General features: G+C 34.4%; 20 protein-coding genes. 14 read left to right on the top strand and 6 right to left on the bottom strand.

The genetic code is table 11. The features are described from left to right. Positions 1–11 precede the first annotated feature (11 nt). Positions 12–608, bottom strand: coding sequence for a 5-formyltetrahydrofolate cyclo-ligase (locus QY331_15335; protein WKZ69334.1), 597 nt, complete (start codon positions 606–608; stop codon positions 12–14). A 172-nt stretch (positions 609–780) separates the two neighbouring features. On the opposite strand from QY331_15335, the gene QY331_15330 reads away from it, so the two are divergent. Beyond that, positions 781–1,221 carry a nucleoside deaminase gene (locus tag QY331_15330; GenBank protein WKZ69333.1) on the top strand — a complete coding sequence of 147 codons (441 nt, stop codon included), beginning with the start codon at positions 781–783 and terminating at the stop codon, positions 1,219–1,221. Positions 1,222–1,254: 33 nt separating this feature from the next. Here QY331_15330 and QY331_15325 read toward each other — a convergent pair whose 3' ends face one another. Next, complete coding sequence (locus QY331_15325) at positions 1,255–2,382, bottom strand: hypothetical protein (GenBank protein ID WKZ69332.1); 1,128 nt, start codon at positions 2,380–2,382, stop codon at positions 1,255–1,257. Between the two features lie 280 nt (positions 2,383–2,662). On the opposite strand from QY331_15325, the gene QY331_15320 reads away from it, so the two are divergent. Further along, complete coding sequence (locus tag QY331_15320; GenBank protein ID WKZ69331.1) at positions 2,663–2,878, top strand: hypothetical protein; 216 nt, start codon at positions 2,663–2,665, stop codon at positions 2,876–2,878. Positions 2,879–3,014: 136 nt separating this feature from the next. Further along, the gene (locus QY331_15315; protein WKZ69330.1) at positions 3,015–5,231 is read left to right on the top strand and encodes a hypothetical protein; all 2,217 of its coding nucleotides are present in this window, start codon (positions 3,015–3,017) and stop codon (positions 5,229–5,231) included. Positions 5,232–5,406: 175 nt separating this feature from the next. On the opposite strand, the gene QY331_15310 is transcribed toward QY331_15315, so the two are convergent. Continuing rightward, positions 5,407–6,054 carry a DUF6064 family protein gene (locus tag QY331_15310; protein WKZ69329.1) on the bottom strand — a complete coding sequence of 216 codons (648 nt, stop codon included), beginning with the start codon at positions 6,052–6,054 and terminating at the stop codon, positions 5,407–5,409. Positions 6,055–6,270: 216 nt separating this feature from the next. On the opposite strand from QY331_15310, the gene QY331_15305 reads away from it, so the two are divergent. The 5 genes from QY331_15305 (at position 6,271) to QY331_15285 (ending at position 8,989) form a co-directional block, all read left to right on the top strand. Then, entirely contained in the window at positions 6,271–6,840 is a 570-nt protein-coding gene (locus tag QY331_15305) for a histidine phosphatase family protein (protein ID WKZ69328.1), read from the top strand. 9 nt (positions 6,841–6,849) lie between these two features. Next, complete coding sequence (locus QY331_15300; protein WKZ69327.1) at positions 6,850–7,755, top strand: type II CAAX endopeptidase family protein; 906 nt, start codon at positions 6,850–6,852, stop codon at positions 7,753–7,755. A gap of 2 nt (positions 7,756–7,757) precedes the next feature. Beyond that, on the top strand, positions 7,758–8,255 hold the full coding sequence (locus QY331_15295; GenBank protein ID WKZ69326.1) for a hypothetical protein: 498 nt from the start codon (positions 7,758–7,760) through the stop codon (positions 8,253–8,255). After that, positions 8,239–8,598, top strand: coding sequence for a cupin (locus QY331_15290; GenBank protein WKZ69325.1), 360 nt, complete (start codon positions 8,239–8,241; stop codon positions 8,596–8,598). The genes QY331_15295 and QY331_15290 overlap by 17 nt, the downstream gene beginning before the upstream one ends. A gap of 100 nt (positions 8,599–8,698) precedes the next feature. Further along, positions 8,699–8,989, top strand: a complete 291-nt coding sequence (locus QY331_15285; GenBank protein WKZ69324.1) for a hypothetical protein — start codon at positions 8,699–8,701, stop codon at positions 8,987–8,989. A gap of 69 nt (positions 8,990–9,058) precedes the next feature. Here the strand turns inward: QY331_15285 and QY331_15280 are convergent, their stop codons facing one another. Then, positions 9,059–9,805 carry a hypothetical protein gene (locus QY331_15280; protein ID WKZ69323.1) on the bottom strand — a complete coding sequence of 249 codons (747 nt, stop codon included), beginning with the start codon at positions 9,803–9,805 and terminating at the stop codon, positions 9,059–9,061. A 204-nt stretch (positions 9,806–10,009) separates the two neighbouring features. Between QY331_15280 and QY331_15275 the strand changes: the two genes are divergently transcribed. Together QY331_15275 and QY331_15270 are read left to right on the top strand one after the other, a co-directional pair. After that, a complete protein-coding gene (locus QY331_15275; GenBank protein WKZ69322.1) occupies positions 10,010–10,372 on the top strand; it encodes a YkgJ family cysteine cluster protein in 363 nt (120 codons plus the stop codon). A 63-nt stretch (positions 10,373–10,435) separates the two neighbouring features. Continuing rightward, entirely contained in the window at positions 10,436–11,566 is a 1,131-nt protein-coding gene (locus tag QY331_15270; protein WKZ69321.1) for an SIR2 family protein, read from the top strand. Here QY331_15270 and QY331_15265 read toward each other — a convergent pair whose 3' ends face one another. Beyond that, positions 11,567–12,457: an MBL fold metallo-hydrolase gene (locus QY331_15265; protein ID WKZ69320.1), complete on the bottom strand. Its 891-nt coding sequence runs from the start codon at positions 12,455–12,457 to the stop codon at positions 11,567–11,569. Positions 12,458–12,569: 112 nt separating this feature from the next. Further along, a complete protein-coding gene (locus QY331_15260; protein ID WKZ69319.1) occupies positions 12,570–14,204 on the bottom strand; it encodes a T9SS type A sorting domain-containing protein in 1,635 nt (544 codons plus the stop codon). 163 nt (positions 14,205–14,367) lie between these two features. Here QY331_15260 and QY331_15255 point away from each other — a divergent pair, with 163 nt between their 5' ends. From QY331_15255 to QY331_15240, 4 genes are read left to right on the top strand one after another with little or no spacing between them, the layout of a single operon-like run. Then, entirely contained in the window at positions 14,368–15,516 is a 1,149-nt protein-coding gene (locus tag QY331_15255; protein ID WKZ69318.1) for an alpha/beta hydrolase-fold protein, read from the top strand. A gap of 2 nt (positions 15,517–15,518) precedes the next feature. After that, positions 15,519–16,301 (top strand): PhzF family phenazine biosynthesis protein, encoded by a 783-nt coding sequence (locus QY331_15250; GenBank protein ID WKZ69317.1) that lies wholly within the window; start codon positions 15,519–15,521, stop codon positions 16,299–16,301. Positions 16,302–16,309: 8 nt separating this feature from the next. Continuing rightward, on the top strand, positions 16,310–17,269 hold the full coding sequence (locus tag QY331_15245) for a hypothetical protein (protein WKZ69316.1): 960 nt from the start codon (positions 16,310–16,312) through the stop codon (positions 17,267–17,269). Position 17,270: 1 nt separating this feature from the next. Further along, positions 17,271–18,761: a sigma-54-dependent Fis family transcriptional regulator gene (locus QY331_15240; protein WKZ69315.1), complete on the top strand. Its 1,491-nt coding sequence runs from the start codon at positions 17,271–17,273 to the stop codon at positions 18,759–18,761. Positions 18,762–18,770: the final 9 nt, after the last annotated feature.

Here is an 18,770-nt window from a genome sequence, read left to right as displayed (position 1 = left end):
TAAGATGAGAATTAAGAATCAAATTTTCTAGAACTTTCTCTAGTGTTGATTGTTCTGATTTCAGTTACAATTTTATCCACACGAGCATCATGAAAATGAGATTCAATATAATCGAATATTTGAAATTCATATGCGAGAACAATTTTTGGTGCAAATGTTTTCTTGAGAAGTTTATCATAATAACCGCCTCCGTAACCAACACGTTGACCCGAAACCGAAATTGCAAGTGCAGGAACAATTACTAAATCGATATCACTCATATCTTCATCAATTCCGACGTGAGGTTCAAGATAACCTTCGTTGTTCTTTACCAAATATTCCCAACCCATAAAATTAAACCGGTTGAATGTCTTGGTTCTCTTGTTGAGTTTAGGGATAACAATAACTTTACCCCAGCCTTCCATGTAGTTGATTAATTTTTTTGTATCAACTTCGCCCGGTCTGCTGGCAATATAGCAATGAACTGTTTGAGCATGAACGAATTCATCTAATGTAGAAAGACGCTGAATTATTCTTTCTGTTTTTTGTGAGATATCAACCGAAGTTAATTCAGTTCGTCTTTGTACTACAAGTTTCCTTGCTTCGGATTTTGGGATAAGTGTTTTCACATTTCCAAATAAGTTATTGTTAATTGCAATCAATATAAAAATTAAGTTTCTCTTTAGAAAGGGAAACTGATTTGATTCTAAATGTTATTTTTGAGAAAGAAAATGGGTTTTCTGTTGTGTAATTTCAGAAAAGGAAATTTTATAATTATTCGAAACAATTCTGAGGTAAAAGATGAAGGACAAATTTTTGCAAGAAGCTCTAAATGAGGCAAAGAAAGGTTATGAAGAAGGCGGTATTCCGATCGGTTCGGTTTTGGTAATTGATGGAAAAATAGTCGGTAGGGGACACAATCAAAGAGTTCAAAAGGGAAGTGCAATCCTTCATGCGGAAATGGATTGTTTTGAAAACGCCGGAAGATTAAAAGCAAAAGATTATCAAAGAGCCGTTTTATATTCAACATTATCACCATGCGATATGTGCAGCGGCACAGCATTGTTATACAAAATTCCAAAGATAGTGGTTGGTGAGAATAAAACTTTTAAAGGACCGGAAGACTATGTCCGTTCATGCGGTGTTGACGTTGAAGTTGTAAACGATCCTGATTGTATTTCCTTAATGGAAAAATTCATAAAGGAAAATCCTGAATTGTGGAATGAAGATATTGGCGAGTGAAACAGATTTGTTTTTGATGATCAATTAATCAAATCATAAGATATTCTTTTTATAACATCGTCTTCTTTTATGCTGACGATGTTCGAAGAATCTCCATTGTGCTTGAACTTTGGAGTTGTCTTCAAGTTCTCTATTTGTTTCTACAATTCGAATATTATTTTTAATGATCAGCTTGTTTATTTCATTCATTAAAATTGCGTTCACACCTTTATCCTGCATATCGGGACGAACAGCGGTTAAGTACAAATCCAACCCCGGATTGTTTTTCATCGCTTTAAGAATATAAATAAAACCAAATGGAAAGAGTTTTCCCTTTGCTTTTTGAAATGCTTTTGAAAGTGATGGCATCGTAATTCCGAATGCAACCATTTCATTTTTTTCATTCAGAACTACAGGCAAGTATTCCGGTTTAATAAAACCGAAATACTGTTTTACATACATGTCAATTTGCTTGTCGGAAAGTTCAACAAAACCGTAAAGATCTTTGTAAGAAGAATTAATCAAATAAAACATTTCTCTAGCGTAAGGCAAAAGTTCTTTTGGCTTGTTCACACGAAGCACGCGGAGTTTGTTTCTTTTTAATGCAATGTCGCTGATTCGACTGATCTTTTCCGGTACAGGTTCGGAAGTCATTTTAACTTGGTATTCAATCCAATCAATATCTTTTGTATAACCTTTTCTTTCTATCAACTTGGGATAATATGGATAATTATAAATCGCACCGAGTGTACTTACTTCTTCGAAACCTTCAATTAGTGTTCCTTCGCCGTCCATATCCGTAAAGCCAAGCGGACCATGGACTTCATGCATTCCTTTTTCTTTAGCCCAATTTTCAATAGCGGTTAAAAGTGAAGAACAAACTTCTTCATCGTCGATAAAATCAATCCACCCGAAACGCATAATTTTTTTGTTGAACTTTTCATTGAACTTGTGATTAATGATTCCGGCAATTCTTCCTACAAGTTCGTCGTTTTTGTACGCAAGCCAATATTTTGTTTCGCAAAAATCAAAGGCGGGATTTTTATCAAATCGTAGAGAAAAAAGCTCTTCCTTCTTAAGTGGCGGCACCCAATACTTATCGTTCTTATATAACTTGTATTGAAAATCTACAAAGCGTTTTAAATCTTTATCCGTTGTTACTTCTTTTATTGATATACTCATATTCTCCGGCAGCTAAAATTACGAAGTCGAAAGGATTAACTTTTCGAAGCGATGAATTTCGTAAAGAAGAAAGCTGTTTTCTTTTTTAAAATGTGTCTATCAAAAAAGTAAAAATATTTTAATGATACAAGTGATTAATTTTATATACTTTTCTATTTATCGATTCGACATCCAATTTAACGATGAAATTAGATTATTAAGCTGTTGTTTCCTTTAAACTTGATTGTAATGAGAAATAGAAATATTTTGATTTCTGACTATTAACGATAATCAAATTTTAATGAACCAATCGAGTTTAATACTTACCTCATACATACCAATTATACTTGGCGTAGTTTTAATACTATTTAATAAACTTATTACAGAGAGTTACGAAAAAATAGCCGAACGAGACGGCTCAGCTTTCCCAAGATTTATAACTACAACACGTTTAATTATCGGCGGAGTATTTTTTATTATTGTCGGTATTATAAAATTATTTGAAAGTGCAATTTAATTATTTACAAGAAATTATTACTCGGCAAAGATTAGGTTATTTATAAAACACACTTTTTATCATCTCCACTCAAATTTTCGTATATTGAAAAAACGCTCACCAAAAATCATTTGTAAAATAAATACAAGAGGAAATCATGCCTTACCACGAAGACCTCGACAAAATTGCTATTTCTGTTAAGTCACACAGGTTGTTAAAAAAACTTCTAAAAGAAAATCCCAAACTTGAAGAAATAATGTTCGCTGCAAAGAACGAGACCGAAGCATTAATCGGAATTAAGGAATGGGTAATAACTTATTTAAGAGATCATCCCAAAGCACTTGAGTATTATGAAAAAGGTCCGTCAAGCGGTTATTCATTTAAGGACTTGAAATGGAGCAGTATCGCCGCAATCAGAATTTTGGATTACATCGATAATGCCGGAAGAAAATTTATCGATTTAAACTTGCGCGGACAGCTTGCGGTAAGTAATCCGATTAAATTAATTTGGCTTGGAGTTAATAAAGGTACCGGGGGCGCCAAACCCGATTTCTTTGAGGATATGCTTCATCTATTCAGGCAATTAACCGGTAAAGATGAACGAAGACAAATTTCAAAAGAAGAATTGTTTGAATGGATGGACAGATATCCTTCCGGTCTCGATCCGCGTATTGTTGAACTTCGTAAAGAAAACCGCGATAGAATAATAAATATTATCATCGATAAAATTGACGAAGGTGAAATCAACGATTCAAAATATAAATTCGAGAACAATCAAACACGCGCAGAGAAATTCAACATAGTTTTGGAATGGTGGAAAGAAAGTACGTTTCATTTAAGATTTGCGGTAAGAAGTGCCGACTTGTTAAACGAGATGCTTGGCTTCTCTCTCGATCCCGACACAATGAAAATTTTATACGATGCGGAGAAACAAGGAATTCCTTTCTTTGTTAATCCATATTACTTGTCACTTCTTCATGTTCGAGTACCTTACTTTGCAATCGGTGCTGATCTAGCAATTCGACATTATGTTGTTTACAGCAAACAGCTCGTTGATGAATTCGGCTATATAAATGCATGGGAAAAAGAAGATAAAGTTGAACCGGGCAAACCGAATGTTGCCGGATGGATTTTACCTTCACATCATAATGTTCATCGCCGTTATCCCGAAGTTGCTATATTAATTCCCGATACAATGGGAAGGGCTTGCGGTGGACTTTGTGCATCATGTCAAAGAATGTATGACTTCCAAAATGGTTATCTAAATTTTAATCTCAACAAACTAAAACCCGAAGAAACTTGGCCCGAAAAACTTCAACGACTGATGAAATATTTTGAAGAAGATTCACAGCTTAGAGATATTTTAATCACAGGCGGTGATGCATTAATGAGCAGTGATAAATCGCTTAAGCAAATTTTAAATGCGGTTTATGAAATGGCGAAAAATAAAAAAGAAGCAAACGAAGCTCGTCCCGATAATGAAAAATTTGCCGAACTAGTTAGAGTAAGATTAGGAACGCGTCTGCCTGTTTATTTACCGATGCGTGTTACCGATAATCTTGCCGCAATTCTAAAAGAATTCAAAGATAATGCGAGTGAAATTGGGGTTAAGCAATTTGTTATTCAAACACATTTTGAAGCACCGATGGAAGTAACTCCCGAAGCAAAAGAAGCAATTCGAAAGTTTATAGAATCGGGATGGATTGTAACTAATCAACATGTATATACTGCGGCTGCTTCACGGCGCGGACATAATTTAAAACTTCGACAAGTTCTTAATGAAGTGGGCGTTCTTCCGTATTATACTTTTTCGGTAAAAGGTTACATGGAAAATTATTACAACTTCGCACCTAACTCTCGCGCGGTACAGGAAAGCTGCGAGGAAAAAGTTATCGGTGAAATACCACAGGATAATCTTGATGAGATAAAAACTCTTCCCGAGAATCCGGAGCAAATGGTTGAAAATATTAAAGCAGTAAAACGTGATGCAAATATTCCGTTTCTTGCAACCGATAGAAATGTGTTGAACTTACCCGGTGTTGGCAAGAGTTTAACTTATCGCACAATCGGAATAACACGTTACGGAAGAAGAATACTTTCATTCGATCATGATGCAACAAGAACACACAGTCCGATTCTTGAAAAGATGGAAGAGATTGTTGTAATAGAATGTAAATCGATAAGCGAATATTTGAAACAGCTTGAAGAAATCGGTGAAGATGTCACGGAATATTCCGGATTGTTCGGTTATTCAATCGGGGAAACAGAACCACGCATGCCGATTTATGAATATCCCGATTTCGAATTTGAAGTCACCGATGAGATGACAAACCTTGAAGTACCCGACACAATTATGGAGGGAGTTGGGGAGTAAGGATTATTATATCGTTCCCTTTCGGCCAGTTCTGTCAACTTAAGCATTAATAGAACACAGATTGCGCCGAAACTATGAATACCCGCAGATAAAAATCAGTGTTTATCGGTGTTTTCTTCGTCGTCCGCGTTCCATTTTTTATACTCTTTATTCTTCATCCCCCTTTGTGAATGAGTTATTTAATCTCGATCGCTTCCCGTGTTTTATTTGTTAACAATAGCACAACGAATCCAATAACGCCAATTATCCCCAAACCAAAATCTTCGTAAATAGTTAAATTAATCGCGGCACTCGTTCCAATTAACGACCAAATAAACGGAATGATAATTAAATACCACGGAACTCTTTTAATTGTAAAGAGCAATAATCCGAATGTGAAAATTGTAGTAGGACAAGGCAGACCGAAAGTTGGATTGCGCGGAAATGTGTGTCCGAAATAATGACCCAGAATGGGATAAATTAAAAGTGCGTATAAAATAAAAATTCCACTTAGTATACCGAGCCAATCTTTCCTTAAAGAAAATTGAAGATCTACTTTAATAAGACCAAAGTACAAGAACAGTAAACCCTGAATAATGAAAATTATTCCAAAGCCATAAGCAGCGTTATTAATCTGAGTAAAAAATACTAAGTGATAGACAATTCCCATCCAAAGCCAGAAGAATCCCAAACTTGCGCTAATAAACTTATTACCGGTTGTTGAATTCTTAAATAGAAAAAAAATCATTATAAGCGCGAGTGTATTAAATGCAATTTGTAGAGGCCAAATGGACTTGTTGTACAGTTCCATCGTATCGAGAAATTGTTCAATCGTGAAAGGCATTTTCCCTCCTAAGTAATTAAGGATTCTGATTTTTATTACGGTAAAACAATCTATCTGCTTATATATATGCCTTTGTTGTAAAAAATAAGTTAGCAATTTACGGATGAAATCTCAATCGAGGAGAATCATTTAACCAAGGCAAATATCAAAATTTGCGGAACCCATTTTTATATAGTACATTCGAAAATTATTTTTTGTAATAGATTGAGAGAATAGATGTACATCCAACGCCATGGTGAAAGCGAAGCTAATGCACAGAGAATTTATTCATGTTTGAAAGTAGATCCTCAATTAACCGCAGATGGTAGAAAACAGATTGAATCTTATCTTGATTACTATTCGCAATTAGAAATTGATAAAATAATTTCAAGTCCATCAACAAGAGCAATTCAAACCGCAGAGATAATTTCAAATCATATTGGATTATCAATATCTATCGATAATAAATTGCATGAAGTTATAATGGGTGATCTTGAAGGACTTCCGCAAGATGATAAGGAAAATATAAGTCTGTTTGAATCTATTTTAGCAAACTGGTTTAAGGGAGATAAATCAAAAAGATTTCCTAACGGTGAAAGCTATTATGATGTGAAAGCAAGAATTGATCATGTTGCTGAATATTATTTTGATCAGACAAACACATTGCTGGTTGCGCATGCTACTTTCTTTGCATGCATGATTGCCGAAACAATTAAGTATAATGAAAGTGTCTTTGAATTATTTTTACCGAGAGCCGGTCGCGGCAAATATGAAAACGGCAAATGGATTATAATTGATACTCGCTAACTATCATTTATGAATTATTACTTCAATAAATATTCCGATCTCTTATCAAATGTTGATCCGCAATCACGTATAGAAAAATTTTTTCAGTTTCCGATTACACGTATGGTGATCATTCTTATTCTATTAGCGCCAAGTTTCTTAATTATTGAAACCGTCCGCGGTGTTGTAATTAAATCAGTAGATTTCACCACGGCAGTTTATTCGGGATATTTTTTCGATGTTCTTCTTATTGCCGCAATGATGATTACATATAGAATTTATACTTCCGCTACAGAAAACCGGAAAGCACATGAAATTTCATTTTTTAAATTCTTGCCCGAGATCGGATTCGGTGCATTAATTGCTTTTTTGATTATGACATTTTTCGTGTTGTTGATATCTATTCCGGGCTACTATTCAGTAGAAGAATTCAATTCATTCGGCAATGTGCTCTTCATGTTTTTTGATCAGTTGAAAGTCGGTTTTATTGAAGAGCTTCTTTTTAGAGTAATCATATTTAAGTTAAGTGAAGAACTGTTCGGAAGTTGGACGGCAATTGCAGTTCAAGGAATTCTTTTTGGTTTTGCCCACGCGGGAAATCCTAATGCAACCATTTATACGACTATGGCTTTAATTCTTTCTTTCAGTATTTTTTTCGGAACGGCTTACATGATTACAAGAAGAATTTGGTTTGTTATGGGATTCCATTGGAGTTGGAATTTTTTTCAAGCCGGTATTTACGGAATTCAAAATTCAGGTCATACACAACCAAGTTTAATAACACCCGTTATCGAAGGTCCGGTTTGGATTACCGGAGGAGATTGGGGGGCGGAGTTATCGATTATTTCCGTAATTATTCTTTTTACACTAGGCATATATTTTGTTAAAATTGCATATAGCAATAATCAATTCATGAAACCAAAGTGGCGGAGATAAGTTTGTTTAGAAGTAAATATTACTTTTATTGTTTTCTATTCTTGTTTGGATTGTTAACCGGTTGCAACGAAGAAATTGATCCTGCTAAAGAAGCCGAACAAAAACGAAATCAAATTCTTGAAAAAACTATTGTGTCAATCGATTATAAAATTGAAAAACCAAAAGAGAATTTGCCGAATAATCTAAAATTATTTTCGGGTGTTTGGGTTGGTAAGTGGAATGAAGTTCAACCAAGTAGATTAATAATTACAAAGATTAGCTCGAACGAAGTTTCATTTATATATGCTTGGGGAGCGAATCCTCAAAAAAATATTGATGCTGATATGATCTCACGGACTGTTGCAATAAGATCCGATGCCAAAATAATATTTGAAATTAATAGTAGCATGTACACCTTCGTAGTTGATACACTTTTAAATAAAGTAATCGGTGCTCGCATAAGCGGTGATATTGTTTCAAACATTGTCATGGAAAAAGTAGAAAATGCCAATAAAAATTAATGAGCCGACTATAATAGAAGCCGCCGGCAACAAACCAAAAATTATAAAAGAATATTTTGGAAGAGTTAATTCTAACACAAGTGATGTAAGTATTGCAAGAATGAAAAGTCCAGCCGGTTGGATTGAGCCTGGTCAACGCCCGGAGTTTGATGAATACACACTTGTATTAACCGGTGAACTGCATGTAAAAACAGAAGACGAAAAAGTAATAATAGTTAAAGCCGGTGAAGCTATCCTTACGAAAAAAAGTGAATGGATTCAATACAGCACGCCGAACAAAGAAACAGAATATATTGCAGTTTGCTTACCCGCCTTTTCACCGGACACAGTTCATAGAGATTAAAAACTTCTTATTACATCGATTCTTTATTAAACATCAAAGGAACAAAACCGTATCGGACTTGTATAGTTATTATATCATGTTTAATAAAACGAGGTTTGTTATGACTGATAGAAAAGAATTTATTGATGAAGTGGCTGCCCAAATGAAAAAATGGGATGATGATCTTGTCGTGCTTGAAAATAGAACTGTTGAAGCGAATACCGAGTTAAAATCAGATCTAAAACAAAAGCTGGATGAACTAAAACAAAAGAAAGATGAGTTTCGGAATAAATTAGAGGAATTACAATCCAGCGGTAAAGACGCCTGGGATTTATTGAATAACGAAATAAAAAAAAGTTATGAAAACATAAAGGAAGCATTTGAAGAATCAAAAAAGATAATGAAAAACTAAAATAACAGTATAAAAAAACCCCGGAAATTGTTTCCGGGGTTTTTTGTTTTAAATATGAAAATGTTACAATTAACCCCAACTACCTTGGTCAATTACACCTCCGCCATCATCGTATTGTGTCCAACTCCCTGAACCATCAGCATTCCAGGAAATACTCCATCTTCCTTCACCCGGTGCATTTACATCAAGTGATCCGGAACCATCAGCATAGTAATAGAGTTCTACGGTAATAGACGGTGAAGCTTGATGAGTTGTGAGCAGCATATGAGTAGTTCCGTCTTGTGCAATATCCCACTCAAAATTTAACAATGGTGAACCCGAATCAGGATCATAGAAAGTTAGTTCACCGCTGTCATTCAATTTTGAAGCGGAAGCCGTTAGAAATACTTGATTATTGTAAGTATGACCTTCAATCGTACCATCAACGGTGAGGGTCATTTCATAAGTTGTTTCGGTTTCTTCCGAAGTCAATGTAAATGTTGCTCCCTCGTGAGTCCATGTCCATTCGTTATTTAATGCCGATGTAGTAGAACTTTTACTTGCATTATCAGGCGGTGTTAATAGTTGTGTGTAATAAGGAAGCATATTTGCCATTTGGATATATGCAACAGCTTGCGCAGCTCCGGGATCTCCTGAATTTGCGGCGTTTTGCATTGTTTGTGGTATTTGAATTGGGTCAAATTCTATTGTTGGCGGATTATCATTGTCGTCTTCGGGTTCTGTTGGTCCGGAATCGTCATCACTAGAACATCCCCAAAATAAAGCAAAAATTAACACGATGACCAATCGCTTTAATAATTTACTACTTATTCTCATTGTACTCCTCCTTGTTGATTAACGTGATCGTTTTGAGATAATAAAACATCTTGGACAAAATGTCAAATTTTCCCACTTATGACTTATATATTCTGCTTAATCTCATCCGATTTTATTTCCACATATGAAAAAAAAATCGTATAAATAGCGCGCTAAATTCTAAAATACTTGACAATTCATTTACGGTTAAGGAAAGAAAAGTTTATGTTCGATTATAATCCATGTATAACCTGCGGTGCATGTTGTGCTTATTTTAGAGCTTCGTTCCATTGGAGTGAATGCTCAGATGGATATGGACAAGTTCCCGTAGAACTTACAGAAAATCTGAATTCACACAGGCGTGTTATGAAAGGAACCAACTCGAATAATCCTCGTTGCATCGCGCTGCAAGGTGAAATAGGAAACTGCGTAAGTTGTTCAATATATGAAGTAAGGTCGACCGTCTGCAGAGAATTCCCTTTTTCTTATCAAGATGGAATTCCAAACGAAAGATGTGATCAAGCTAGATTGGCTCATGGACTCCAACCTTTAAAACCATTTGATGACAAAGGTAACAGAGCGGCGTAAAAGATTTCTTGCAGTTATCACAATTTATATTAAATTATTCGTTTCAGTTATTTATTGGTTGCTATGGGCAAGAAAGAAATTTATTTACGCTATTCGAACACACGCGATGTTGTTTTTGTATTGGGAGCCGGGGCTTCTCATCCGGATGGTGTTCCGCTTCAAAGAGATATCTTACCATTAATTCTTTCGGGAGAAATTGCCGAAGTAAAAAATTCTTACCTCGGAAAACTTGTCGCAGATTTTATCAATCATAACTACAAATACGGTAAGGAAAAAGATCAATATCCGAGACTTGAAGCTGTCTTTGGATTTTTGGATTACTTCATTCAGCAAAATGAAAGCTTAAGTTCAGAGTATCCTTATTCTACCTTAATAGCAGTCAAAGAGGCATTAATTAAATTAATTCATTATGTCGTAGATTTTAAGTCAGATAAATCAAGCACATATTATCATTTATTTTGGGAAGCAGTGGAAAAATATAACTCCAATATTTCAATCATTACTTTGAATTATGATACACTGCTTGAACAGGGTTACAGATTCTTGTTTGAAAAATTTGGTTATATCGATTACTCAATTCATCTTATGAATTATAATGAATACAGTAGTAGTAAAACTAAATTTACTCAATGGGTTAATCCTCGCGAACCAATATCGATTGACAAAGACTTGAATCCAGTTCCGACCAAAATTCTTAAAATTCACGGAAGTCTTAATTGGAAATACTGTAATTGCTGTAATCAAACATTACTAACGCCATGGGATAAGAAAATTGATTTGCAGCAAGGAAAATTTCTTGGTTATACATATCCGGAAAGAAGGGAGTACGAGTATAATTGTCCACTTGACGGCACTGATTTCCAAACTCTTATAATGCCTCCGTCAAATATAAAAACACTTAATCACCCGGTTATTTCACAATTGCTAAGTGAAGCGGCAAGAGAAATTCGTTCGACAAAAAAAATAGTGTTCTTCGGTTATTCACTTTCCGATGCGGATGTTCATATTAAAGCATTATTCCAAAAAAACTTGGAAGATGACGTTAAGATATATGTTGTGAATTCACGATCAACAAAGAAAATGAAATTAAGATTTCGTTCACTTCATCCGAATGTTGAATTTATCGAAAGTCCATTTGAGCAAGTTGTTCAAAATGAGGAAATTTTGTCTCAATTATTTATGAAAGAAAATTGATTAGATAGTCAATTCTTCATATGCAGCAGTTAAGTTGTTTTTAATTCGTGTACCATCATGATTCTCAAATCCCGGAATTACCTTTAAACTTTCAATCTCTTCTTGGCTTTTGCCCAAAAGAATCTCTTTCTTTACAGTATCTAATAGTGCTGTCAAATAATTTCTCATATAAATTATGTCATCAACTTTACCGGTTACAGAAGAACCATGACCAAAAATGAAAATCGTATCGCCATCAAATTGTTGAGAAATTTTATCTAAATATTCAATCCACCCAGAGATGTTGCTGCCGCCGGGTCTGTCTATATAGGGGTAAACCCGATTGAAAACTAAATCTCCAAGATGAACGATATTTTCGTTTTCAAAAAACACATAAATATCACCGCTCGTATGAGCAGGTTTAAAATATGATGCTGTTATGGTTTGATTTCCAATAGTTGTAGACCATTCTTTACTAAATGTTATATTAGCGTACACCTGCGATTCTTTTGTATCACCTTTTCCGTAAAATTGTTTTTGCAGCTTAACCGCATTTTCATGTGCAATAATTTTATCTGTGATTTTATTAAGCATGTAATTACCTGATGTGTGATCCGCATGATGATGAGTATTAATCACAAAATCAATCTTCCTTTTGGTTTTGTCAATTACCATTGACATAAAATTTCTTGCTGTATCAGGGAATTGTGAATCAACAACAACAATAGCATCGTCTGAAATTTGCCATCCAATAGTTCCTCCTCTTTCAGTATATAATCCAACATTTCCGCGTAATATTTTCATATTCCCGGGTTCATTTTGAAGAGCATTTAATAACCTATTTGTTGGCAGCAAAATTCCCGCAGTTAAAATTGAGGTGTTTTTTATAAAAGATCTTCTCGAAAAAATCATTATTGCTCCTTTGAGGGGACTATAGAATAATCAAACGCACTAAAAAAAGCGGTTACTGAAAAATTAAAATTTAGTTTTGTAATGATTATTTAGAATGAAACATGTTGACAAATTATTTTATCAAAATCATCTTCTTGGAAATTATTGTTGATCCGGAAGATAATTTATAAACATAAACTCCGGTTGATAAATCCGACGCATCAAATGTAATCGAATGATGACCTGGGCTCATTGGTTTATTGAGCAAAGTTTTTATTTCTTGTCCAAGAATGTTATATATGGATAGCTTCACATTTCTTGTTGTATTTAACGGAACATTAAATTCTATAGTAGTACTGGGATTAAACGGATTTGGATAATTTTGGCTAAGGGTAAATGTTTTAGATATTTCTTCTAAATTTTCATCTAAAGAAGTTATTATAATTGGTGTATCACCAAAAGCCAAAGAATCATAAGGTTGAGAATGCAGTATATCAATCTTTTCACGCATTTTAATTATACTTTCTTTTTTGTCAACTCCCAAGCCTGGAACAAAAGCGGCCATAACCCATTGAGTATCACTTGGCGCTAAATTAAAAGATCCGGTGAACAAAATAATCCCCGATCCATTTCCTACTTTGTCAGAGGGAAATAACCATCCCGTCTCATTAATGGGATCACCGCTAAATGGAAATTTTGTTGATCTTGTTGTTGTTGGGTCAATGATTATACCGCCGCCGTTTGAAAAACCATTAGCGGAAGAATAAACTTGATTTTCATTTCTTGGAGGACCGTAGAGCGGATCGAGATTTGTATCGTCACCAATTCCTTTAAAAGAACTTAAACCGAGATTATATTTCCCCGAAATTTCCCTCCCCTTAAAAATTGCTGTTGAATCAGGGTGTGATTTAACTGGGCCATATAAAAGTGTGAGACCAACCGAAGGTGGAACCCCACCTAAGGAAGGTGTAAAATCTATACCACTCCACAAATAACCAGTTTGCCGATTCACATCTACTGCCGGGATGTTAGAGTTAATATCATAAAAATCAATGTCAGCCCATAATCCAATAAAAGCAGAATCTATTGAAGATGAGCCTTTATTGATTATAGTCCATTCAATAAAAAATAAATTATGGAAAATATTTTCAAAATCCTTTTTGTTACCCTCTCTCCCATAAATTTTCTGCTGCACTTCTATTGGTAGTATTCCTTTTTGCTTAGTCGTAACAAAATTAGGATTGACAGAATTAGAATCGAACATATTATAAACTGACCAAAGTATTTGATCCCCGAAGATAAGAGGTGCTCCCTGTTCATTGGTTGGAGCTCCCAAATCAGATGGCCACTCTAGTAAATCCGGATTTTGCGGATCGTTTCCTTTAAATACCTTATAAACTCTATATCTTAATGAATCACTTGGAGACTCATCCATAGCAGGCCTACCATTAATAATTGGGCCAGGAGAGTAGTTAGCCGAATAATATTTAACAGCCGAACGAATTTCACCTTTGTAAAATCCACTTACCCAAAATCCGGCATCGAACAGCACGCGTTTAGCCGGTAAAGTTCCGTAGTTCAGAGAACTCCATGATGCAGAGTTAAAATCACCTCTATTGGTAATTTTATCCAGTAAAATTGTATTAGCATCAAAACTTCGGCTTTCTATAAAGCCATTTTGTAATAATGTTTTCTCATCGTTGCGCTGCGCATAACAGACAGTTAAAGCAGATAAGAATAATAGTAAAGTCAGCTGTTTTCGTGTCATTAGAGAGTTCATTTTAATGTTCTTATAAGATTGTAAATATAGAATAAATGATTGTTATAATATACCCAAATATTGAGAATTTGATGAAATTCACAAATCAATAAATTTATTAACAACACAAATTTAATTATATTTTGTATTCTTTGTTTAAAGGAAATAGCCAGTGAAAAACTTAGTTGTGCTTCTCATATTTTTGATTCTGACTTTTATATTATTCGCACAGACAAATAAGGTTGCAGTTGAATTTGTTGTGATGACGAAGAATTTAAATTATGAAGAAAATGTTTTTATAGTCGGAAACTCATCTGAATTAGGAAATTGGCAACCAGATGCAATTCAATTGGATAAAGTTGAGGAAAACAAATTTTCTAAAACAATTTTTTTCCCTGTGCATGAAGAAATAGAATTTAAATTCACAAAAGGAAGTTGGTCAACAGAAGAAGTAGCTGAAAATGGATTAGTTCCTGCAAATAAAAAGCTGTATGTAAGTAACGATACATCTGTTACTTATATCATTAATAGATGGAGAAAGCCGGAAGAAGACATTTCTTTTGGGCAAATAACCGGAACTGTTGAATATATCACTAACATCAAAACTAAAGATGAACTTCTTCCGCGGGATATAATTATTTGGCTTCCACCGGACTATTATGAAAATGTTGAGAAACGATATCCGGTTCTCTATATGCATGACGGACAAAACATTATTGATCCGTCAACTTCATTTCTTGGTATCGATTGGCAGATCGATGAAACTGCGGATAGTTTAATCCGACGAGGAATTATAGAACCAATTATTATAGTGGGTTTATATAATACTTCCAATAGGAGGAAAGAATACAGCGAAAACGATACAGGATATGCATACATTAACTTTTTGATTGATGATGTTAAGCCGTTGATTGATCATAAATATAGGACTAAAAGTGATCGACAGAATACAGCGGTTGCTGGGTCATCAATGGGGGGGTTAATTTCTTTTATGATTGCATGGGAAAGACCGGATGTGTTTTCTAAAGCTGCTTGTCTTTCACCGGCATTTAAGATACGCAATTATGATTATGTTGATAATGTTTTTGAATATAAAGGTGAGAAGAAAAATTTGCTTTTATATGTAGATAATGGCAGCGTAGGTTTGGAAGATAGTCTTCAAACCGGTATTGATGAAATGCTTTTAAATCTTAGGCAAAAAGGGTTTATAGAAAACAAGGATTATATTTGGTTCAAAGATTATGATGCGAAGCATAATGAAAACGCATGGGCAAAGCGAAGCTGGCGATTTTTAGAATTATTTTTTGCTAAGGGTAATTGAAAATGAGATTAGATCTTTATCAAGTTGATGCATTTACTAATATTTTGTTTAAGGGAAATCCGGCAGCTGTTTGTCCTTTAAATAATTGGTTGGACGATAAAATACTAAAAAACATTGCAGCAGAGAATAATTTATCGGAAACAGCTTTTTTTGTTAAGAAAGACAATCAATATCATATTAGATGGTTTACACCGACGATTGAAGTTGATCTATGCGGTCACGCTACATTAGCATCAGCATATGTTATATTTAATTTTATCGAGAAAGAAATCAATCAAATAGTCTTTGAATCATTAAGCGGAAATTTAACGGTCTTCAGAGAGGATGAATTTATTACATTAAATTTCCCAGCAAGACCCCCTAAAAAAATTTTTACAAGTGATCTACATCTTAAATGCTTGGATGTTGAACCAAAAGAAGTTTTATTGAGCAGCAAAACACTGTTTCTGTTAAATAGTGAGAATGAAGTACTTAATGCAGTACCCAACTTTGACGAGATTAAAAAATTAGATTCCGACGGATTGATCATTACAGCAAAAGGAGAAAATTGTGATTTTGTTTCAAGGTACTTTGCTCCTCATGCCGGTATTCCCGAAGACCCAGTTACAGGTTCAGCACATACAGCTTTGACACCATATTGGTCAAAAAAATTGAACAAGAGGAAGCTTCAAGCAAAGCAACTTTCAAAACGTGGTGGAGAATTATTTTGTGAAGATTTAGGTGACAGGATAAATATTTCCGGAAAGGCTGTACTTTATTCAATCGGAGAAATAGATTTGGCTTGAGCGATATGATGATTAAATATATAAATATAGCTGCGATATTGTTGTTTGTATTCGGATGCGAGGCACCCAGAGAAAATCCATTGGACCCTGAAAATCCCAATAACTCATTCACAAGTATAACTGGCACAGTGAGAACAGTAAAGGTTCCGAATCAACCTATTAACGCTGTAACCGTTTACTGGCCAAACGCTAATATAGTTGTCGAAACAAATTCAAGCGGGAATTTTTCAATTGAAGATCTTCGACCACTAGATGGATTCTTATATTTTGAAAAAGAAGGTTACAGCAGGGATTCTATCTTTATAAATTGGGCTTCAAGAAAGAGTGTCACAGTATTACAGCAGCTTAATTCAACTCCTAAGTTGATAAATGGAAATATTACCAGTAGTGTGGAAAACAGGTTCCCTGCAGTACAAGTTTACCGTTTAATTGTAGATGCTCAAATTATAGATGACGAAAATGATATAGACTCAGTATTTATTAAAAATGATGACCTCGGATTTATTGGTAATTTAAGTAATGTGTCAGTAACAGTTTTTCATAACACTTTTACTCCGGCCCAAATGAATATAATTTCGGTAGATGATGTTATTGGAAAAGTATTTGATATTATTGCTAAAGACGCTAATGGAAAAACCTTTAGCATAGCTAATTTAACGGTAAAAAGAATAATAAAAGAATCGGTTGAAACTATAACTCCCGCTAATAATGAAATAGTGTCTGATTCACTTACGCTTAATTGGCGAAGATTTACACCGGGGTATTCTTTTACTTATAGCCTTAGTATATTCACAAATACAGTTGATCCCGAGTTAGTTTGGGAAGTAAATAATATATCTTCTAATGAAATATTATTTGTGGTACCGAAAATTTTAACACCCGGGGAGTACTTCTGGGTTGTATGGGTAATCGACGAATTTGGGAATAAAGCAAGATCTAGACCAGCATCATTTATAATACAAGAATAATATGAATATTGAACGGCTTGAATTAGAACAGATGAGGGAAGTTTCAAAAGAACACTTTGAAGCACTCTATAGAATAAGTCACATTCTTAATTCTACCGAGTACCAAGGCTCGCTTATTGAAGACGCACTTGACTGGGTAATAAAAGTAATTAATGCTGAAAGAGGTGTGTTCGCTAAATACAATAGTGATGAGAATATTTTCAAAATTATTACAGCCCGGAATACTAGAGGAGAGAATATTGTTGACCTCTCTGAATTTTCATCCAGTATTTTGAATGAAATTATTAACAAAAAACACTCAATACTTCATCACGATGTACAAGGCGACCCACAATTATCTCAATTTGAGAGTATCCAAATAAGAAGAATTAAGTCAGTTATTGGTGTTCCCATTGTAAGAAATGAAAACGTCTGGGGAGTATTTGTTGCAGATAGTCAAATCAACAGGAAAGATTTTACAAATGAAAATTTAGTTTTCCTAAATATCTTTTCGAATTTAGTATCCTTGGCACTGGATCGAATTGAAAATCTGGAAAAGTTAAAAGACGAAAGAGAAATTCTCCTAAATAAACTTGAGGCCACCGAAAAAATTCCCAACATGGTTGGTCAAAGCAAAGCTATGAATGAACTTGCATCGTTAATAAAAAAAGTGGCAAAAACAGATGCAACAGTGTTGATACTTGGTGAAAGCGGTACAGGAAAAGATTTGGTAGCAAAAGCAATTCATAAACTAAGCAGTAGAAAAGATCAACCTTATTTAGCTCAATTCTGTGGATCAATTCCCGATACACTTTTAGAAAGCGAATTGTTTGGTTATAAGAAAGGAGCTTTTACAGGTGCGAATACAGACAAGAAAGGCCTGTTGGAAGTTGCCAATAACGGAACTTTTTTCTTAGATGAAATCGCCGATATTTCTATGGCGTTACAAGCAAAACTTTTACGGGTTTTGGAAAATAAGGAAATTATAAGACTTGGTGATACTCAAATAAAAAAGATTGACGTTAGAATTATCACTGCAACAAATAAAGATTTACAACAACTGGTAAGAGAAGGAAAATTTAGGGAGGATTTATTTTACAGACTAAATGTATTCCCCGTTAAAGTGCCACCATTAAGAGACAGAAGATCAGATATCCCGTTACTTGCTAAAGACTTTATATTAAAATTTGCCGAGAACAAAAATCTTCACTTAGATAAAAGCTCAATTAAAAAGTTAGAAGCATATAATTGGCCCGGCAATGTAAGGCAGTTAATTAATGTGATGCAGCGCGCTTTAATACTTTGTGATAATTCTAAAATAACAGAAGATCATCTAATTTTTGAGGAGGAAGAAGTTCTTAATAGTTTTAACGGAACACTGAAAGATTTTGAAATAAAACTTTTGCAAGATCGTTTAAAACAATTTGATGGTAATAGAACTTTAACAGCCGAATCTCTTGGAGTATCGGTTCGATGGATACAGCTAAAATTGAAAGAAATGGGTTTACAATAACTTGAATCA

The organism is Melioribacteraceae bacterium, from assembly GCA_030584085.1.
Classification (GTDB): Bacteria; Bacteroidota; Ignavibacteria; order Ignavibacteriales; family Melioribacteraceae; genus SURF-28.
The sequence above is the reverse complement of the archived record's forward strand: the minus strand, read 5'-3'. Positions and strand labels throughout refer to the sequence as shown.

Excerpts from the sequence above, each read along its gene's own strand:
- QY331_15330 (WKZ69333.1), top strand. The coding sequence starts at position 781 with ATGAAGGACAAATTTTTGCAAGAAGCTCTAAATGAGGCAAAGAAAGGT.
- QY331_15325 (WKZ69332.1), bottom strand. The coding sequence starts at position 2,382 with ATGAGTATATCAATAAAAGAAGTAACAACGGATAAAGATTTAAAACGC.
- QY331_15320 (WKZ69331.1), top strand. The coding sequence starts at position 2,663 with ATGAACCAATCGAGTTTAATACTTACCTCATACATACCAATTATACTT.
- QY331_15315 (WKZ69330.1), top strand. The coding sequence starts at position 3,015 with ATGCCTTACCACGAAGACCTCGACAAAATTGCTATTTCTGTTAAGTCA.
- QY331_15310 (WKZ69329.1), bottom strand. The coding sequence starts at position 6,054 with ATGCCTTTCACGATTGAACAATTTCTCGATACGATGGAACTGTACAAC.
- QY331_15305 (WKZ69328.1), top strand. The coding sequence starts at position 6,271 with ATGTACATCCAACGCCATGGTGAAAGCGAAGCTAATGCACAGAGAATT.
- QY331_15300 (WKZ69327.1), top strand. The coding sequence starts at position 6,850 with ATGAATTATTACTTCAATAAATATTCCGATCTCTTATCAAATGTTGAT.
- QY331_15290 (WKZ69325.1), top strand. The coding sequence starts at position 8,239 with ATGCCAATAAAAATTAATGAGCCGACTATAATAGAAGCCGCCGGCAAC.
- QY331_15285 (WKZ69324.1), top strand. The coding sequence starts at position 8,699 with ATGACTGATAGAAAAGAATTTATTGATGAAGTGGCTGCCCAAATGAAA.
- QY331_15280 (WKZ69323.1), bottom strand. The coding sequence starts at position 9,805 with ATGAGAATAAGTAGTAAATTATTAAAGCGATTGGTCATCGTGTTAATT.
- QY331_15275 (WKZ69322.1), top strand. The coding sequence starts at position 10,010 with ATGTTCGATTATAATCCATGTATAACCTGCGGTGCATGTTGTGCTTAT.
- QY331_15270 (WKZ69321.1), top strand. The coding sequence starts at position 10,436 with ATGGGCAAGAAAGAAATTTATTTACGCTATTCGAACACACGCGATGTT.
- QY331_15265 (WKZ69320.1), bottom strand. The coding sequence starts at position 12,457 with ATGATTTTTTCGAGAAGATCTTTTATAAAAAACACCTCAATTTTAACT.
- QY331_15260 (WKZ69319.1), bottom strand. The coding sequence starts at position 14,204 with ATGACACGAAAACAGCTGACTTTACTATTATTCTTATCTGCTTTAACT.
- QY331_15250 (WKZ69317.1), top strand. The coding sequence starts at position 15,519 with ATGAGATTAGATCTTTATCAAGTTGATGCATTTACTAATATTTTGTTT.
- QY331_15245 (WKZ69316.1), top strand. The coding sequence starts at position 16,310 with ATGATTAAATATATAAATATAGCTGCGATATTGTTGTTTGTATTCGGA.
- QY331_15240 (WKZ69315.1), top strand. The coding sequence starts at position 17,271 with ATGAATATTGAACGGCTTGAATTAGAACAGATGAGGGAAGTTTCAAAA.